General features: G+C 69.6%; 14 protein-coding genes, 1 pseudogene and 1 riboswitch. Of the genes and pseudogenes, 4 read left to right on the forward strand and 11 right to left on the reverse strand.

The genetic code is table 11. From position 1 onward, the window contains the following. Window positions 1-8 precede the first annotated feature (8 nt). The 4 genes from QE389_RS08820 to QE389_RS08835 all read right to left on the reverse strand — a co-directional run bounded on the left by QE389_RS08820 (window position 9) and on the right by QE389_RS08835 (window position 1,884). The gene (locus QE389_RS08820) at window positions 9-311 is read right to left on the reverse strand and encodes a transcriptional regulator (RefSeq protein ID WP_307366444.1); all 303 of its coding nucleotides are present in this window, start codon (window positions 309-311) and stop codon (window positions 9-11) included. Between the two features lie 2 nt (window positions 312-313). Then, window positions 314-937 carry a hypothetical protein gene (locus QE389_RS08825; RefSeq protein ID WP_307366445.1) on the reverse strand — a complete coding sequence of 208 codons (624 nt, stop codon included), beginning with the start codon at window positions 935-937 and terminating at the stop codon, window positions 314-316. Between the two features lie 195 nt (window positions 938-1,132). Next, complete coding sequence (locus QE389_RS08830) at window positions 1,133-1,540, reverse strand: hypothetical protein (RefSeq protein WP_307366447.1); 408 nt, start codon at window positions 1,538-1,540, stop codon at window positions 1,133-1,135. Further along, entirely contained in the window at window positions 1,540-1,884 is a 345-nt protein-coding gene (locus tag QE389_RS08835; RefSeq protein ID WP_307366449.1) for a DUF883 domain-containing protein, read from the reverse strand. Before QE389_RS08835 ends, QE389_RS08830 begins: the two co-directional genes overlap by 1 nt. Window positions 1,885-2,022: 138 nt before the next feature. On the opposite strand from QE389_RS08835, the gene QE389_RS08840 reads away from it, so the two are divergent. The 3 genes from QE389_RS08840 (at window position 2,023) to QE389_RS08850 (ending at window position 4,313) form a co-directional block, all read left to right on the forward strand. Beyond that, entirely contained in the window at window positions 2,023-2,676 is a 654-nt protein-coding gene (locus QE389_RS08840) for a fumarylacetoacetate hydrolase family protein (RefSeq protein WP_307368996.1), read from the forward strand. Further along, the gene (gene maiA, locus QE389_RS08845; RefSeq protein ID WP_307366452.1) at window positions 2,676-3,311 is read left to right on the forward strand and encodes a maleylacetoacetate isomerase; all 636 of its coding nucleotides are present in this window, start codon (window positions 2,676-2,678) and stop codon (window positions 3,309-3,311) included. The genes QE389_RS08840 and maiA overlap by 1 nt, the downstream gene beginning before the upstream one ends. Before the next feature lie 81 nt (window positions 3,312-3,392). Then, the gene (locus tag QE389_RS08850) at window positions 3,393-4,313 is read left to right on the forward strand and encodes an aldo/keto reductase (RefSeq protein WP_307366454.1); all 921 of its coding nucleotides are present in this window, start codon (window positions 3,393-3,395) and stop codon (window positions 4,311-4,313) included. Here QE389_RS08850 and QE389_RS08855 read toward each other — a convergent pair. Both QE389_RS08855 and QE389_RS08860 read right to left on the reverse strand, forming a co-directional pair. Next, window positions 4,297-6,135: a TonB-dependent siderophore receptor gene (locus tag QE389_RS08855; protein ID WP_307366456.1), complete on the reverse strand. Its 1,839-nt coding sequence runs from the start codon at window positions 6,133-6,135 to the stop codon at window positions 4,297-4,299. The two genes, QE389_RS08850 and QE389_RS08855, sit on opposite strands and share 17 nt — an antisense overlap. 170 nt (window positions 6,136-6,305) lie before the next feature. Continuing rightward, window positions 6,306-6,448, reverse strand: a riboswitch (cobalamin riboswitch). A gap of 57 nt (window positions 6,449-6,505) precedes the next feature. After that, entirely contained in the window at window positions 6,506-7,198 is a 693-nt protein-coding gene (locus QE389_RS08860) for a DUF4328 domain-containing protein (protein ID WP_307366459.1), read from the reverse strand. Window positions 7,199-7,308: 110 nt separating this feature from the next. Here QE389_RS08860 and mutS point away from each other — a divergent pair, with 110 nt between their 5' ends. Continuing rightward, entirely contained in the window at window positions 7,309-9,990 is a 2,682-nt protein-coding gene (gene mutS / locus QE389_RS08865; RefSeq protein WP_307366461.1) for a DNA mismatch repair protein MutS, read from the forward strand. Here mutS and QE389_RS08870 read toward each other — a convergent pair. The 5 genes and pseudogenes from QE389_RS08870 to QE389_RS08890 all read right to left on the reverse strand — a co-directional run bounded on the left by QE389_RS08870 (window position 9,987) and on the right by QE389_RS08890 (window position 14,652). Beyond that, entirely contained in the window at window positions 9,987-10,403 is a 417-nt protein-coding gene (locus QE389_RS08870; protein WP_307366463.1) for a phasin, read from the reverse strand. The genes mutS and QE389_RS08870 overlap by 4 nt on opposite strands. 38 nt (window positions 10,404-10,441) lie before the next feature. After that, window positions 10,442-11,252 (reverse strand): annotated as a pseudogene (locus QE389_RS08875) (creatininase family protein). 39 nt (window positions 11,253-11,291) lie between these two features. Continuing rightward, window positions 11,292-11,924, reverse strand: a complete 633-nt coding sequence (locus tag QE389_RS08880) for a TetR/AcrR family transcriptional regulator (RefSeq protein ID WP_307366465.1) — start codon at window positions 11,922-11,924, stop codon at window positions 11,292-11,294. Further along, complete coding sequence (locus QE389_RS08885) at window positions 11,924-13,534, reverse strand: DHA2 family efflux MFS transporter permease subunit (RefSeq protein WP_307366467.1); 1,611 nt, start codon at window positions 13,532-13,534, stop codon at window positions 11,924-11,926. Before QE389_RS08885 ends, QE389_RS08880 begins: the two co-directional genes overlap by 1 nt. Continuing rightward, window positions 13,531-14,652 (reverse strand): HlyD family secretion protein, encoded by a 1,122-nt coding sequence (locus QE389_RS08890; protein ID WP_307366469.1) that lies wholly within the window; start codon window positions 14,650-14,652, stop codon window positions 13,531-13,533. The genes QE389_RS08885 and QE389_RS08890 overlap by 4 nt, the downstream gene beginning before the upstream one ends. Window positions 14,653-14,716: the final 64 nt, after the last annotated feature.

A 14,716-nucleotide genomic window follows, 5' to 3' on the forward strand; every position in this document is an offset into this window, starting at 1 on the left:
CCGGCTCCTTAGCGCGTCGGCAACAGCGCCGCCATCGCATCGAGATAGTCCAGAAAGGCGGTTCGGCCCGCCTCTGTCAGCCGGGCCTGGGTCAGGGGCTTTCGACCGTTGAAGCTCTTTTCCACGGCGACCAGACCGGCCTCCTCCAGCTTTCGCAGATGGACCGACAGATTGCCGTCCGTCGTCTGAAGCCGGGTCTTCAGGGTGTTGAAGTCGGCGGAGTCCGCGCCCGACAGATAGGCCATGATCCCCAGGCGGATACGGCCGTGAATGACGTCGTCGATCCGGCCGATGTCGAAATCGTCGGCCATGATCAGACGATCTCCGACGGTTCCTGCCGCATCAGGATCAGGCCGGGGATCAGGGCCACCGCGATCAGGACCGCCGTGAAGACCGGGAAGATCAGCGGATCGGTCACGAACCAGGCCACGGCCACCGCCCCGGCGTAGGAGGCCAGCGCCGTCAGCGACATCCAGCGGGTTCGGGTCATGGCCGCGCCGACCATCCAGGCCGATCCATAGGCGACCAGCACCGTCGTCGGCATGACCGACATCCACGACCAGTGGCCGGTCTTCACCGACAAGGCGACCAGAGACAGCCAAGTCACGAAGATGCCGTAGCCCACGGCCTCCCACGCCGCGCCGACCGAACGGTTGCTGGCCGAATGGAAGCCCGGCTTGGTCTTGATCCGGCCGATCAGCACCGTCACGGCCCCGGCGAAGATCACGCCGGCGGCGACCCAGAGCCACAGCTGGGCCCAGGGATTGACGTTGATCAATCCGCTCTGGATGGCCCATTGGCACAGATTGGCCCCGCCGAAGACGACGCCGGCCGTCACCAGGATCGGGCCCGCCAGCAGCGGCGCGTTTCGGCCTTCGTGCGCCAGACCGCGCAGATAGGCGATGTCGTCTTGAACGGCTTGAGTGTCGCGGGTCATGAGCGCCTCCGAATGTCGATACGCCACTCTCGCCCATTTACTTTGAGATGTAAAGTTCTTTTTCTGAGGCGATGGCGACAAAAAGAATGGGGCGACGCCGAAGCGTCGCCCCATGATGTCTTCGGCTTTCGCCGCGCCCTAAATCCGAGTCGCGCCGCCACGTCCACGCCGTCGATGCGTCAGGCGCTCCCGGCTTCAGCGACGGCGCCGACGGCCGTAGCCGCCCTGGTCCATCTTGCGATCGGCCACCATGCTGGCGACGATGGCGGCCAGGGCCGGGTTGCGCAGCAGGAGGAAGGCCGCGCCCAGGCCGCCGACCGCGCCGATGATCGGCCGCTCACGCACCAGATGAAGCAGCTTGCCGACCAGACCGTCGGGAGCGTCCTCGTCCTCCTCGTCGTCGCTGTCTCCCCGCAGGAAGATCAGGGCGACGATCAGGGCGACCAGGGCGAAGACGCCGAAGGTGATCGCGGCGGCCCCCAGCGGCGTCATCACCAGGCTGAGGCCATAGAAGACGCACAGACCCAGGAAGATCACGGCCAGGAAGACACTGGCGGCGACGATGGCCGTCGCCACCACCCGTTTGACGATGCCCTTGAACATCAGCGACGGCGGCCGGCCAGCAGCAGGCCCAGCAGCACGCCGACGCCCAGGGCGATGGCGGTCGATTGCAGCGGACGTTCCTGCACCCGCTCGACGACATAGCGTTGCGCCTCGTCCAGACGCTCGGCGGCGTCGTCGTAATATTCGCGGCCGCGCTCGCGGGCGGTTTCGTAATAGCCGCGCGCCTGTTCGCGCACTTCCTCGCCCTTGGCGCGCAGGCGGGTCTCGGCTTCCGCGGCCTTTTCACGCAGGCGCTGGGTCTCTTCGCGGGCGCCGGTCTTCAGATCCTCCTTGAGGGCCTTCAGGTCGGCCTTGATGTCTTCTCGTGCCTTGGTGGTGGCCATGATGCGCGCTCCGGGGTTTCAAGCTTTGCGATAGAATAGGGGTCCCCGTCCCCCAACGCCACACCCCCTGAGGGGTTCCGTTCGCCGAACGCGCGCGGCCCCTCGTCACGCCGTTTTCGGCGGGCTAGTTTGCGCGCCATGATCCAATGGCTGTTTGCGCCCCCCGCGACCCCGTCCCTGCCCATCGTCGGCGACGACCGACGCTTTCCCGTCCGCCGTATCCTGTGCGTCGGCCAGAACTACGCCGCCCATGCGCGCGAGATGGGCTCGGACCCTGACAAGCAGACGCCCTTCTTCTTCTGCAAGCCCGCCGACGCCGTGGTCAGCGACGGCCGCAACCCCGCCTATCCCTCGGCCACCGAGAGCCTGCATTACGAGGCCGAACTGGTCGCGGCCATTGGCGAGGGGGGCGTCATCGTGGGCTGGGCGGCGGGATGCGACCTGACGCGACGCGACCTCCAGGCCGAGGCCAAGAAGACCGGACGCCCCTGGGACGCCGCCAAGGGGTTCGATCAGTCCGCGCCCTGCGGCGCCCTGACCCTGGGCGCGCTGCCGGCGCCGGCGGGGGCCATCAGTCTGACTGTGAACGGCGAGACGAAACAGTCGGGGACGCTGGACGACATGATCCTGAACCCGCTGCGGATCGTCGAGGCGGCGGCGCGGCTGTGGACCCTTCGGGCCGGGGACCTGATCTTCACCGGCACCCCGTCGGGCGTCGGGCCGGTGGTGCGCGGCGACCGGGTGGACGTGACCATAGAGGGCCTGGCGCCCCTGTCGTTCGAGGTGGTCTGATGATCCTGCATGGCTATTGGCGCTCGGGCGCCAGCTACCGGGTGCGGATCGCCCTGAACCTGAAGGGGCTAGGCTACGACCTGGCCGCCCGCGACCTGAGGAAGGGCGCGCAGAAGGCGGCCGACTATGTGGCCCTGAATCCGCAAGGGATGGTGCCGGCGCTTCAGGTCGGCGACGCCGTGCTGATCCAGAGCCCGGCCATCCTGGAATGGCTGGAAGAAGCCCACCCCGAGCCGCCCCTGCTGCCGGCCGGCGCCGCCGACCGCGCCCATGTTCGCGCGATGGCCGCCGTCGTCGGCTGCGACATTCATCCGTTGAACAATCTGCGGGTGCTCGGCGCCCTGAGAAAGGAATTCGGCGCGGATCAGGCGACCATCGACGCCTGGGCCGCGCGCTGGATCACGCCGGGCTTCGACGCCCTGGAGGCCCTGGTCGCGCGCGACGGCGGGGGGTTCTGCTTCGGCGACGCCCCCACCCTGGCGGATTGCTATTTGATTCCACAGCTTTATTCGGCGCGGCGGTTCAATGTCGACACGGGCGCCTGGGCCGGCCTGACCGCCATCGAGACGCGCGCGCTGGCCCGCCCCGCCTTCGCCGACGCCCATCCCGACCGACAGCCGGACGCCGACATCTGACGCATACCGACGGTGTATAAGTAAGGTTCGCGTAAGGTCTCGCTCAGCGTCCCTTAAGCATTGTGCGCGCATGGTGGGCCCGTGCCGCATTCCCCCGCCACACCCTCGGCGTCCTCGCCCACCCATCGCCTGGCCCTGGCCGTGGTGACGCAGCCCGAGCGCGCGCCCAATCCCTTCATGGCCGCGCCCGCTGGCGCGCGAGAGGAGGCGATGCGGTTCCTGCTGCAGACGGGGGCCGACGCCGGGGTTCGCCTGATCGCGACCCGGCCCGAAGGCGACGGCGAACGTCTCCTGGGCCAGGCCTGGCCCTTCCCCTCCCCCTTCCAGGTCACGGTTCGCACCGTGCCGCTGAGCGAGGGGCTGGACCGGATCGAGGCGCGGGCGCGTCGATCCCTGGAACGGATGGGTCTGCCGCGCGGCGAGGCGCTTCTGGTCTCGAACGCCGCCGAACTGGCGGGCGCCGAGGGCCGCGCCCTGTGGGACCGGCTGCGCAGCCTGAAGGACAGGGGGCTGTTCCGCGCCATCGGTTTCTGCGCCGCCGTCGAGGACGGCCCGGCGCTTCTGGCCCGGCGGCTGGAGGCGGACGTGGTCCAGGTGCCGTGCAGCCTTCTGGATCAGCGCGCCGCCCAGGACGGGGTTCTGGAAGCCATCGCCGAAGCCGGCGCGGCGGTTCATCTGTCGTCCGTTTTCGCCGGCGGCGTCCTGTTCGCGGGCGGAGAGGATCTGCCGCCCGAACTGGCCGACCACGCCCAGGCCCTGTCGCGCACCCGTCGGCGTCTGGCGGAACGGCGGTGCGACCCCATGCAGGCGGCCCTGGGCTATGCGCTTTCGCTGAAGGGCGTGGACAAGGTGGTGGCCAGCGTCGCCTCGGCCGCCGAACTGCGCGCGATCCTGGCCGCCGCCCACGCCCCCTGCCCGGACCTGGACTGGGCGTCCCTGGCGCTGGAGGCGCCGGCGGCCCTGACCGCCGGCGCCCGCGCCCGGATCAGTAGCGCAGCTTGATGCCGACGTAGCCGGACCGGCCCGGCTCGCCGTAACCGAACACCTGCTGATAGTGTTCGTCGGCCAGGTTCTCGATCCGCGCCGTCAGGGTGACGGAATCCGTCAGCGCATAGGCGGCGTTCAGATTGGCCGTGACGAAGCCCTTGCGGACCACGGTGGAGAAGCCGCCGGAATCGTCCTGATCGCCTTCCGCGCGAACCGTCAGGGCGCCGGACAGGCGATCCCCCGTCCAGCCCAGGGTCGCCGAACCGGCATGCTCGGGCACGCGCAGCAGGCGCGCGCCCGTCGTGCGATCCTCGGCGTCGGTCCAGGCATAGGCCAGGGTCAGGTCGAAACCGCCGCCCAAGAGAGCGCGGCCTTCCAGCTCGAACCCGTCCGACCGCGTCTTGGCCACATTGATGTAGCGGCCGGCCGAATAGGTGATCTGGTCCTCCACGTTCAGGCGATACAGGGTCGCGCGGCCGTCGAAGCGGCCGTCGGCCGAGGCCCAGCCCAGGGCCACTTCGACGCTGTCGGCCGTTTCCGGCTTCAGCTCGGGCCAGGGCAGCGGCGCATAGCAGTAGTCGCAGACCGCCTGGCTGACCGTCGGCGCCTTGAAGCCCGTGCCATAGGCGCCCGAAAGGATGAAGCCGCCGGACAGGGCATAGGCCGCCGACACCCGCCCCGTCGTCTTGGAGCCGAAGTGGTCGGTGTCGTCGTAACGCAGGCCGCCGGTCAGGTTCAGCGCGCCGACGTCGTATTTGGCCACGCCGAACACCGAGGTGATCGACAGGTCGCGCGACCGGCCCGACGACAGAGCCGCCGAGGCCTCGTTGCGCTCGACGCCGAAGGCGTAATCCACGTCCTGCGTCTTGCCGTCCGCCTGCCAGCGATAGGCCTGACGGTCGCCGCTGAAGGTCGAGCCGAAGCCGCCGCTGTAGGAGGTGCGGTCCAGGTCCGAGGCCGAGACGCTGAACTGATGGTTCAGGCCGAACGCCTGGGCCGTCACCCGGCCATAGCCGGACCACTGCTCGCTGTTCTGGGTGTCATTGGTGTCGGCCAGGGCGTAGGTCGGCGCCGGGAAGCCGTCGATGTCGGCCTTGGACTTGTTCCAGCGCACGGCGCCGTCGACCTTGACCGCATCGGACAGGGCGTAGCGGCCCTTGGCGCCCAGGGTCGTGCTGCGGAAACCGTCGGCCTCCGGATTGCCGTTCGCCTTGTCCGCGGCCGAAATCCCGTCGGTCTGGAAGCGCGAAACATAGGCGTTGAAGGCGTAGGTGTCGTTGGCGACGCCCGCCGACACCCGGCCCCGCACGGTCGAGAAGCTCCCGGCCTCGGCCTCGGCGCGCAGGCCGTCGATCTCCCGGGTCGTGAAGGCGATCACGCCGCCGATGGCGTCCGAACCCCACAGCGACGACTGCGGGCCGCTGAGGACCTCGATGCGCTCGATGTCCGCTAGTTCGAAACTGGAGAAGTCATAGGCGCCGTTCGGCTCGGCCGCATCGTTGACCGGCGCGCCGTCCACCAGAACCAGGGTCTTGCCCGGCCCGGCGCCGCGCATCCGCACCTGGGCGACACCCCCAAAGGCGCCGGTGCGCGTCACCGACAGGCCCGGCACGTCGGCCAGGATGTCGGCGGCGAAGATTGCGCCGCGCTGTTCGATGGTCTTGCCGTCGATGACGCGGGCGCCGGGCGTGTCGGCGACGATGGCCGGCAGGCGGGTGGCGGTGACGACGACTTCGTCTAGCTGGGTCGCGTCGCCAGAATCGGCGGGGGCGGCGAAGGCGGGCGCGGCGAAGGCGGCGGCGATAGACGCCGTCGAAAGAAGAATGGAACGCTTCATTTGAGCGAGATCCCCGTTTCCGGTCCCGCGAATGCGCGCGAGAGACCGTCATGAGCGAACCGACCCGCCGGACCTCAAGGGTCCGGGCGGCGCAAGGTCGGGTCGCTGCGACGAGAAGAGTCCCCGCGCCCCTGCCTGGTCCCGGACAGCGACGAGCGACGTTGGCGGCCAGGTCTCCTGGCTTGCGGGTCGTAAACCGCCGTCCTCGCCTTCCCAGTCACCCAGTGGCGCCGAGGTCGTCTGACCCCGGACGGACGACGCTCTCGCCGCCTACAGTTGCGGGCACAGCCACGGCGTCACACCGTGTTCCCTAAACCGCCTGACGCGGCCTATCGCAGGGGCCAGCTTCCCGGACAAGAGCCTTGCCGTTTCACGGCGCCCATGACGGCGTGTTTGTGGCTTCCGGGCGACGACGACCCTGCGCGATCAGGGCGGTCTGCAACGGCTCTATACGGCCGATCACGCTCAGATAAAGCAGCGTCGAAATCACTTGAGCCAACATTCCAGCCGCCGAGACGATGTCGGTGATTACTACCTGACTCGCAGTCGCGGCCGATCGCTCCATCGCCGACCCAGCGATCGCCAAGGCGCTCGTGAGCAGGTGCGCCGCCCACCACCATCTCAGGCGGACCGGGTCCTTCAGCGGCTTCCAGCGATCCGGTTGCAACGCCGCACGCCAGACCTCGCTGATGACGGCGAAAGGCTTGAAAAGAGCGGCGAAGGGAATGAACCACCACCAGATCGCCCATTGCGGCGTATTCTCCAATCCCCGCGAAAAGACGTGAGCATTGGCGTTTGAGCGATAGCTCCATTTCAGGGCAAGAAATCCGGCGACCAGCCCGACAGGCAACAGCGCCAACCCTGAACACATCAACAGAAGATCGGCGACCTGCGCCCCTTCTAGAAGATCGAACGATCCTACATAAGCTCCTGGATCGTAGCGGGACGCGACGGCGGCGTGGAGACCATAGCCCAAGGCGCAACCAGCGCTGGCGACGATATTGATCGCCAAAGTGATCCGCAGCGCTTTGGTCAGCTTTCGGATCGGGCGGGCTTCGGTCATTGCCGATCTTCCTTCACCTTGAGGGGTCAAAGCAAAGCTAGACAGGCAGGCGCCGACACGCCAGCAAATTGCTTGAGCCTGGAAGCGGCTTCCGTCACTTTCCGCGCCACATGAACGCGCCCGTCTCCCATCCCCCCGAAATCGCCGCCTCGCTGGAGGGCGCGACGCCGTTCATGGCGCAATATCTGACGGCCAAGGCGGGCCAGCCGGACGCCATCCTCTTCTTCCGCATGGGCGATTTCTACGAGCTGTTCTTCAAGGACGCCGAGGTCGCGGCGGCCGCGCTGGGCATCACCCTGACCAAGCGCGGCAAGCATCAGGGCGAGGACATCCCCATGGCCGGGGTGCCGGTCCATGCGATGGAGGGCTATCTGGCCCGGCTGATCCGCATCGGCCACAAGGTCGCCATCTGCGAACAGCTGGAAGACCCCGCCGAGGCCAAGAAGCGCGGCGGCAAGGCGGTGGTCCAGCGCGGCGTGGTCCGGGTCGTCACCCCCGGCACCCTGACCGAGGACAGCCTGCTGGACGCGCGCGGCGCCAACCGGCTGGCGGCGGTCGCGGTGCGAAAGGGTCGGGCCGCCGTCGCCGTGGTGGAACTGTCGTCCGGCGCGGTCGACAGCGTCGCCTGCGCCATCGAGGATTTGGGCGCGGCCCTGGCCGCCTTCCGCCCGTCCGAAGTCCTCGTCACCGACCGGATGTATTCGGACGAGGCGACCCGCGATGCGCTGGATGGCTCGGGCGGTGTGGTCCAGGCGCTCGCCGGCGCCATCGCGGAACCCCAGGCCGCCCGCGCCCGCGTCGAACGGCTGTACGGCGTCTCGGCGCTCGACGGTTTCGGCACCTTCGAGGAAGCCGAGGTCTCTGCGCTTGGCCTGATCGCCGCCTATCTGGAGACCACCCAGGCGGGCAAGGTTCCCGCCCTGGCCCCGCCCCGCCGTCTGGGCGAAAGCGGCTTTTTGGCCATCGACCCGGCGACCCGCGCCAGTCTTGAGATCGACCGCACCCAGCGCGGCGAGCGGGAAGGCTCGCTTCTGGCCTGCATCGACCGCACCGTGACCTCGGGCGGGGCCCGCGCCCTGGCCGAACGCATCGCCCGGCCCCTGCGCGATCCGCTCTCCATCAACGAACAGCTCGATGCCGTCGAATGGCTCTTGGAGCGCCGCGACCTGCGTCGCGATCTGCGCGAGGCGCTGAAGGCGTCGTCGGACATCGCCCGCGCCGTCGGACGACTGGCGCTGGGTCGGGGCGGCCCGCGCGACCTGGCGGCCGTGCGCACCGGCCTGTCGATCGCCGAGGGCGTCGCCGGTCTGTTCGTCGGTCAGGTCGATCCTCTGACCGGCCAGCCGCGCCGCATCGCCCTGGCGCTGGACCGCCTGACCCTTTCGCCCGACGTCTCGCGGCTGAAGGCCGACCTGATCGACGGCCTGGTGGACGAGCCGTCGCACCTGGCCCGCGACGGCGGCTTCGTGCGCCCCGACTATCGCCCCGAACTGGATGCCGCCCGCACCCTGCGCGACGACAGCCGCCGCGTCGTCGCCGATCTGGAAGCCCGCGCCGTCGCCGAGTCCGGCGTGCCGTTCAAGATCAAGCACAACGCCGTCCTCGGTTATTTCCTCGAAACCAGCGCCAAGGCCGCCGAATCCTTACTCCGCGCCGGACCCGACAGCCCCTTCATTCACCGCCAGACACTCGCCAATCAGGTCCGCTTCACTACCGTCGAACTGTCGGAACTGGACGCCAAGATCAGCCAGGCCGGCCACCGGGCCCTGGCCATCGAGGCCGAGACCTTCGAGACCTGGCGGCGCGAGGTCGCAGCCCTGGCCCAGCCGCTTCAGGCGGTCGCCGAAGCCCTGGCCGAACTGGACGCCCACGCCGCCCTCGCCGAATGGGCGCAGGAGGTCGGCGCCGTCCGCCCCGCCGTGGACGACACCCTGACCTTCTGCGTCGAGGCCGGCCGCCATCCCGTCGTCGAGGCGGCGGTCAAGGCGCAAGGCGCGCCCTACACTCCGAACAACGCCCGGCTGGACGGGTCGGGCCAGGACGGATCGCGCCTCGCCATCGTCACCGGCCCGAACATGGCGGGTAAATCGACCTTCCTGCGCCAGAACGCGCTTCTGGTCATTCTGGCCCAGGCCGGCGCCTTCGTGCCTGCCCGCGCGATGCGGCTGGGCGTGGTGGACCGGCTGTTCAGCCGCGTCGGCGCAGGCGACGACCTGGCGCGCGGCCGCTCCACCTTCATGATGGAGATGGTCGAGACGGCCGCCATCCTGACCCAGGCCACGCCCAAGAGCTTCGTCGTGCTGGACGAGATCGGGCGCGGCACCGCCACCTACGACGGTCTGGCAATCGCCTGGGCCACGGCCGAGGCCCTGCACGAGACCAATCGCGCCCGCACCCTGTTCGCCACCCACTATCACGAACTGGCCCAGTTGGAGACGCGGCTGGACCACGTCTGCAACCTGTCGATGGTGGCCAAGGAGTGGAACGGCGATCTGGTCTTCCTGCACGAGGCGGCGCCCGGCGCGGCCGACCGCTCCTATGGCGTGCAGGTGGCCAAGCTGGCGGGCGTGCCGACATCCGTGGTCGCCCGCGCCCGTTCGGTGCTGGAGCGTCTGGAAGGCGAAAAGGCCGCCGCCGCCCGCCTGGACGACCTGCCCCTGTTCGCCGTCGCCGAGCCGGAACCCGTGCGCGGCCCCTCGCCTCTGGAACTGGCGTTCCGCGACGTCGATCCCGACGACCTGACCCCGCGCGAGGCGCTGGAGGCGCTCTATCGGCTGAAGGCGCTGCTCTAGGACTGTTTACGCAGCCGCCGGGCGTTGGCCGTCGCCGTCCTGTGGATGGGGGCCACGGCCTCGGCCTGGGCCTTCATCAGGGCCGCGTTGAGGGCCAGGGCCTGACCCGCCGCCCGGCCCCACCAGCCGGCCATGTAGCGCAGCTGGACCTCGGCCGCCGTCGCGGCGTCGCCCGCCGTCATCATCGCCTCCGCCGCATCCAGGGCCTTGGCCCCTTCGTCCAGCGCCGCCTGGCCCAGCCGCCGGCCGATGACGCCCGCGCTGGCCGCCAGGGCGGCCGCCGAGGCCGCCGCCGCCTCGGCCTTCTCCGTGCCCATCAGGGACAGTTCGACCAGATCCTGACCCTGGGGGTTGGTCAGGTCCAGCGCCATGCGGGTGGTGCGCGCGGCGATCACCTCGGCCGAGGCGGCCAACAGTTCGGCGCCGACGACGGCGGGATCGCGCCGGCGGGTCAGGGCCGGACCTCGGCGGCGAAGCCGGCCACGTCGCGCAGCAGGGCCGGCGCTGCGGCGTCGATGATCCGCCGGCCCTTCTCGGGACTGGCCTGGGCCGGGTCCGAGCCGATCCGCCCGTCGGGGAAGCGCGCGCGATAGTCCAGGGCGTCGCGGATCGGCCCGTTCGGCGCGATCTGCGGGCTGTACGGCGCAGACTTCAGGTGGTCGGGATAGGCCGCCTGGGTCACGGCGATCTCGGACGGGGTGGCGTGCATGCCGTGGCCCGTCGGGAACAGGCTGTTGCACAGGCCCGTCACGCCCGGCAGGTCCCACCAGTTCCGCAGCTTCAGCACGAAGGGCGGCGCGTTCTCCTGCTCTAGCGCACGTTGCGCGGCGTCGTGCTGCCTGAGGGGGCCGCCACGGAAGCTCCATTCGGCGTAGATCTCGGCGAAGGTCGCCTCGATGGTGGCGACGTTCCCGCCGTGGCCGTTCAGGAAGTAGATCCGCTCGAACCCGTGCCGGCTCAGCGACGAGACCCAGTCGGTGATGGCGCTCATGAAGGTCGAGGGACGCAGGGAGATGGTGCCGGCGAAGGCCAGGTGATGCTGGGCCATGCCGATGTTGAAGGTCGGGGCGACCGTCAGGGCCTCGTCCGCCCGCTCGGCGGCGTGGGCGATGATCTCCGGGCACATCCAGTCGGTGCCCAGAAGCCCCGTCGGCCCGTGCTGCTCGTTGGAGCCGATGGGCACCCACCACCGTCCTGGCCAGCGGCGTGTCGGCGGCCAGACGCGCCTCGATCTCGGGCCAGGCGGAAAGGTGGATCAGCATGGGTGCATTCTCGCGGAGACCTGTGGCGGCGACGACCGACTATGCGCTGGAAGCCGCCGTCGAAGCGACAGAAACCTTGGGGCCATAGGCGGCCAGGAACAGACGCGCGGCGTTGCGGGCGCGGCGGGCGCGACGCGCCGCGTCCAGTTGCGGGGCGTTCAGCATGGCGCGCAGATGGCCGTGGCCCAGCACCATGCCGGTGAACATCTCGGCCGCGTCGTCGGGATCGGCCACGTCCAACCGTCCGGCGCGGGTCTGATCCGCCAGCCAGGCCGACAGAAGGTTCAGACTGCGCAGCGGCCCGCCCTCATAGACCGCTTGGGCGATGTCGGGGGCCTCCGCCGACATCAGCACCACCCCTCGTATCGAACTGGTCTTGTCGGGATGGCAGATCCGCTCCAGCAGGCTGAGGGCCAGGGCCTCCAGCACCTGGGCCGGTTCGCCAGCTTCCTTCAGGGGCGCGACGATGGCGTCCGCCCGCTGGTTGGCCAGGGCGCGGGCGATCTCGGCCTTTGAGGCGAAGCGGTTGTAGAGGGTCTGTTTCGCCACCCCGGCGACGCGGGCGATCTCCTCCATCGACACCGCCATCCCCTTGTCCGCGAACAGGGTGCCGGCGGCGTCCAGCACCGCCTGGCGCTTGCGTTCGTCGATCTGGCCCTGCCGGCGCGCCATCAGTGGGCGTCCGACGGCGGCGCGCCTGCCTGGGCCTTCACGGGCTGGGCCAGAAGGGTCACGAAGGCCGCGCCCGCGCACATGATCGCCAGCAGGGCGAAGGCGTCTCCGAAGGCCAGGGTGGTCGCCTGCTTCTGCAACAGGCCATAGACCGCCTTCAAGGCCGAGGCGGTCGGGTCGATGGCGCCGGAGAAACGCTGGGCCATGCCGGCCAGCATGCCGCGCATGGCCTGGTCGCCCTGGCCGATGGCGCTGGTCAGTTCGGCCATGTGCAGGGCGGTGTTGGACGTCAGGCTGGTGTTCAGGATCGCCAGGCCGAAGGCGCCGCCGACGTTCCGGGACAGGTTCACCAGGCCCGAAGCGTTCTTGATCATGTGCGGCGGCAGGGTCGCCATCGTCACCTGCTGCGACGCGATCATGGCCAGCATGACGCCGACGCCGCGGAAAGCCTGGACCGAGGCGAACTCCCAGAAGCCCCAGTTGTCCGTAACGACCCGCGCCTCCCACATGCCCCAGGCGCACATCATGAAGCCGCCGAACATCAGCACACGCGCGTCCAGCTTGCGCACCAGCCGCCCGGCGAAGGGGCCGGTGGCGAACATGGCCAGGCCCGACACCACCATGGTCGTGCCCACTTCCGACGAGGAATATTGCAGCACCCGTCCCAGGAACAGCGGCAACAGGAAGGTGCCGCCGAACAGGGCGAAGCCGACGGTGAAGGTCATGATGAAACCGACCAGGAAGTTGCGATTGCCGAAGGCCCGCAACTCCACGATCGGCTGGCGGTAGCTGAGGGACCGCCAGACGAAGACCGGCCCGGCGACGGCCGCCACGACAGTCAGTATCAGGATCAGATTGTCGTCGAACCAGTCGTTCTTGGCGCCCTCTTCCAGCACGAATTGCATCGACATCAGGAAGATCGCCATCAGGCCCAGGCCCCACCAGTCGAACCCCTTGGCCAGGGATGGATCGCCCTTGTCGAAATTCCCGTAGCGGCCGACCAGGAACAGGACGATCAGTCCGGGTCCGACGTTGATGAAGAACAGCCAGCGCCAGCTCAGCCATTCGGTCAGATGCCCGCCCAGGGTCGGACCCACGGTGGGCGCCAGGGTGACGATCAGTCCCATGACCACGCTGGCCGTCACCCGCCGCTCGGGCGGAAAGGCGGTGAAGGCCACGGCGAAGACGGTCGGGATCATGGCCCCGCCGACGAAGCCCTGAATGGCCCGAAACAGGATCATGGTGTCGATGGAGGTCGACAGGCCGGTCGCCACGCTCATCAGCACGAAACCGGCGCACGACGCCAGAAACAGCCGCTGGGTGCCCCACAGCCGCGACAGGAAGCCCGACAGGGGGATCATCACCACCTCGGGGATCAGATAGGCGGTCTGGATCCAGCTGATCTCGTCGGCCGAGGCGCCGACCCCGGCCTGGATCTGCGGCAGGGAGGCGGCGACGATCTGGATATCCAGAATGGCCATGAACTGGCCCACCACCATGCCGGCGAAGCCCAGCAGCAGCATGGTCCAGTTGATCTCAGGCTGGCCGGCGACGGGGGCCCTGGCGGCGGAAGGGGCCCCGCCGGAAGCGGCGGGGGCGGCGTCGGTCACGGGCGGGGCGCCCCTTGAGCCGCGCCTGCGCCGCCGGCCTGGGCGGCCGCGACCGTCCCGACCGCCTCGGCGAAGCTCTGGCCGCCCGGGCTCTTCAGATCGACCTTGACGTCCACCGACAGGCCGGGCCGCAGCACCAGGCCCCGGTCGGCCCCGCCGAGAACGATGCGGACGGGCACCCGCTGGGTGATCTTGGTGAAGTTGCCGGTGGCGTTCTCGACCGGGATCAGGGCGAACTCGGCCCCCGTGGCCGGGGAAAAGCTGTCGATCCGACCCTCGATCTTGCGGCCGGGGAAGGCGTCGGCCGAAATCTCAACCTTCTGACCCAGCCGCACCCTGGCCAGCTGCGTCTCCTTGAAATTGGCGACGATATAGGTGTGGCTCAGCGGCACGATGGACAGCAGCTGCGTGCCGGCGTTGACGAACTGGCCGGCGCGCACGCTGCGGGCGCCGACGACGCCGGCGACAGGCGCGCGGATCACGGTGCGTTCCAGGGCGATGCGGGCCTGATCGACCAGGGCCTGGGCCTGTTCGACGGCGGCCACGCTCTGCTGGCGGGTCGAGCCCAGGACGCCGGCCGTGCGCTGTTCGGCGACCAGGGCCGCCTGGGCCTGATCCACGCCGGCGGCGGCGGTGGCGGCCGAGGCGCGCTCGGTCTGGATGCGTTGCTGCGAGACCCAGCCCTGCTGCGCCAGCTTGCCGTAACGGTCGACCTCGGCCTGGGCCAGGCCCGCCTGGGCGCGCGCCTGGCTTACGGCGGCGGCGCGGGCGGCGATGGCGGCCTGCTCCTGATCGGCCTGGGCGTCGACATGGCCCACGGCGGCGAGGGCGGCGGCCAGATTGGCCTCGGCCTGGGCCAGTTGGGCCTTCTGGTCGGAATCGTCCAGGCGAACCAGGACCTGGCCGGCCTCGACCCGCTGATTGTCGCCGACCAGCACCTCGACCACCCGACCCGACAGCTGGGGGCTGACCAGGGTGGTGTCGGCCTGGACGAAGGCGTTGTCGGTGTTCTCCCACCGCTGACCGTTCAGCCACCAGACGATCCCCCCGGCGATCAGGGCGAGACCGACCAGGACCGCGGCGAACAGCGGCAGGCGTTTCTTGAGTTGAGGCGACATGGGGCGTTCCGGGGGAGGGTGCGGCGTTTTGTAGCGGCGCTAAAATGGACTCAGCCGTCCAGAA

The organism is Brevundimonas sp. SORGH_AS_0993 (assembly GCF_030818545.1).
In the GTDB taxonomy this organism is placed as follows: Bacteria; Pseudomonadota; Alphaproteobacteria; order Caulobacterales; family Caulobacteraceae; genus Brevundimonas.

Coding starts and splice junctions, on each gene's coding strand:
- QE389_RS08820 (WP_307366444.1), bottom strand. CDS start 311: ATGGCCGACGATTTCGACATCGGCCGGATCGACGACGTCATTCACGGC.
- QE389_RS08825 (WP_307366445.1), bottom strand. CDS start 937: ATGACCCGCGACACTCAAGCCGTTCAAGACGACATCGCCTATCTGCGC.
- QE389_RS08830 (WP_307366447.1), bottom strand. CDS start 1,540: ATGTTCAAGGGCATCGTCAAACGGGTGGTGGCGACGGCCATCGTCGCC.
- QE389_RS08835 (WP_307366449.1), bottom strand. CDS start 1,884: ATGGCCACCACCAAGGCACGAGAAGACATCAAGGCCGACCTGAAGGCC.
- QE389_RS08840 (WP_307368996.1), top strand. CDS start 2,023: ATGATCCAATGGCTGTTTGCGCCCCCCGCGACCCCGTCCCTGCCCATC.
- maiA (WP_307366452.1), top strand. CDS start 2,676: ATGATCCTGCATGGCTATTGGCGCTCGGGCGCCAGCTACCGGGTGCGG.
- QE389_RS08855 (WP_307366456.1), bottom strand. CDS start 6,135: ATGAAGCGTTCCATTCTTCTTTCGACGGCGTCTATCGCCGCCGCCTTC.
- QE389_RS08860 (WP_307366459.1), bottom strand. CDS start 7,198: ATGACCGAAGCCCGCCCGATCCGAAAGCTGACCAAAGCGCTGCGGATC.
- mutS (WP_307366461.1), top strand. CDS start 7,309: ATGAACGCGCCCGTCTCCCATCCCCCCGAAATCGCCGCCTCGCTGGAG.
- QE389_RS08880 (WP_307366465.1), bottom strand. CDS start 11,924: ATGGCGCGCCGGCAGGGCCAGATCGACGAACGCAAGCGCCAGGCGGTG.
- QE389_RS08890 (WP_307366469.1), bottom strand. CDS start 14,652: ATGTCGCCTCAACTCAAGAAACGCCTGCCGCTGTTCGCCGCGGTCCTG.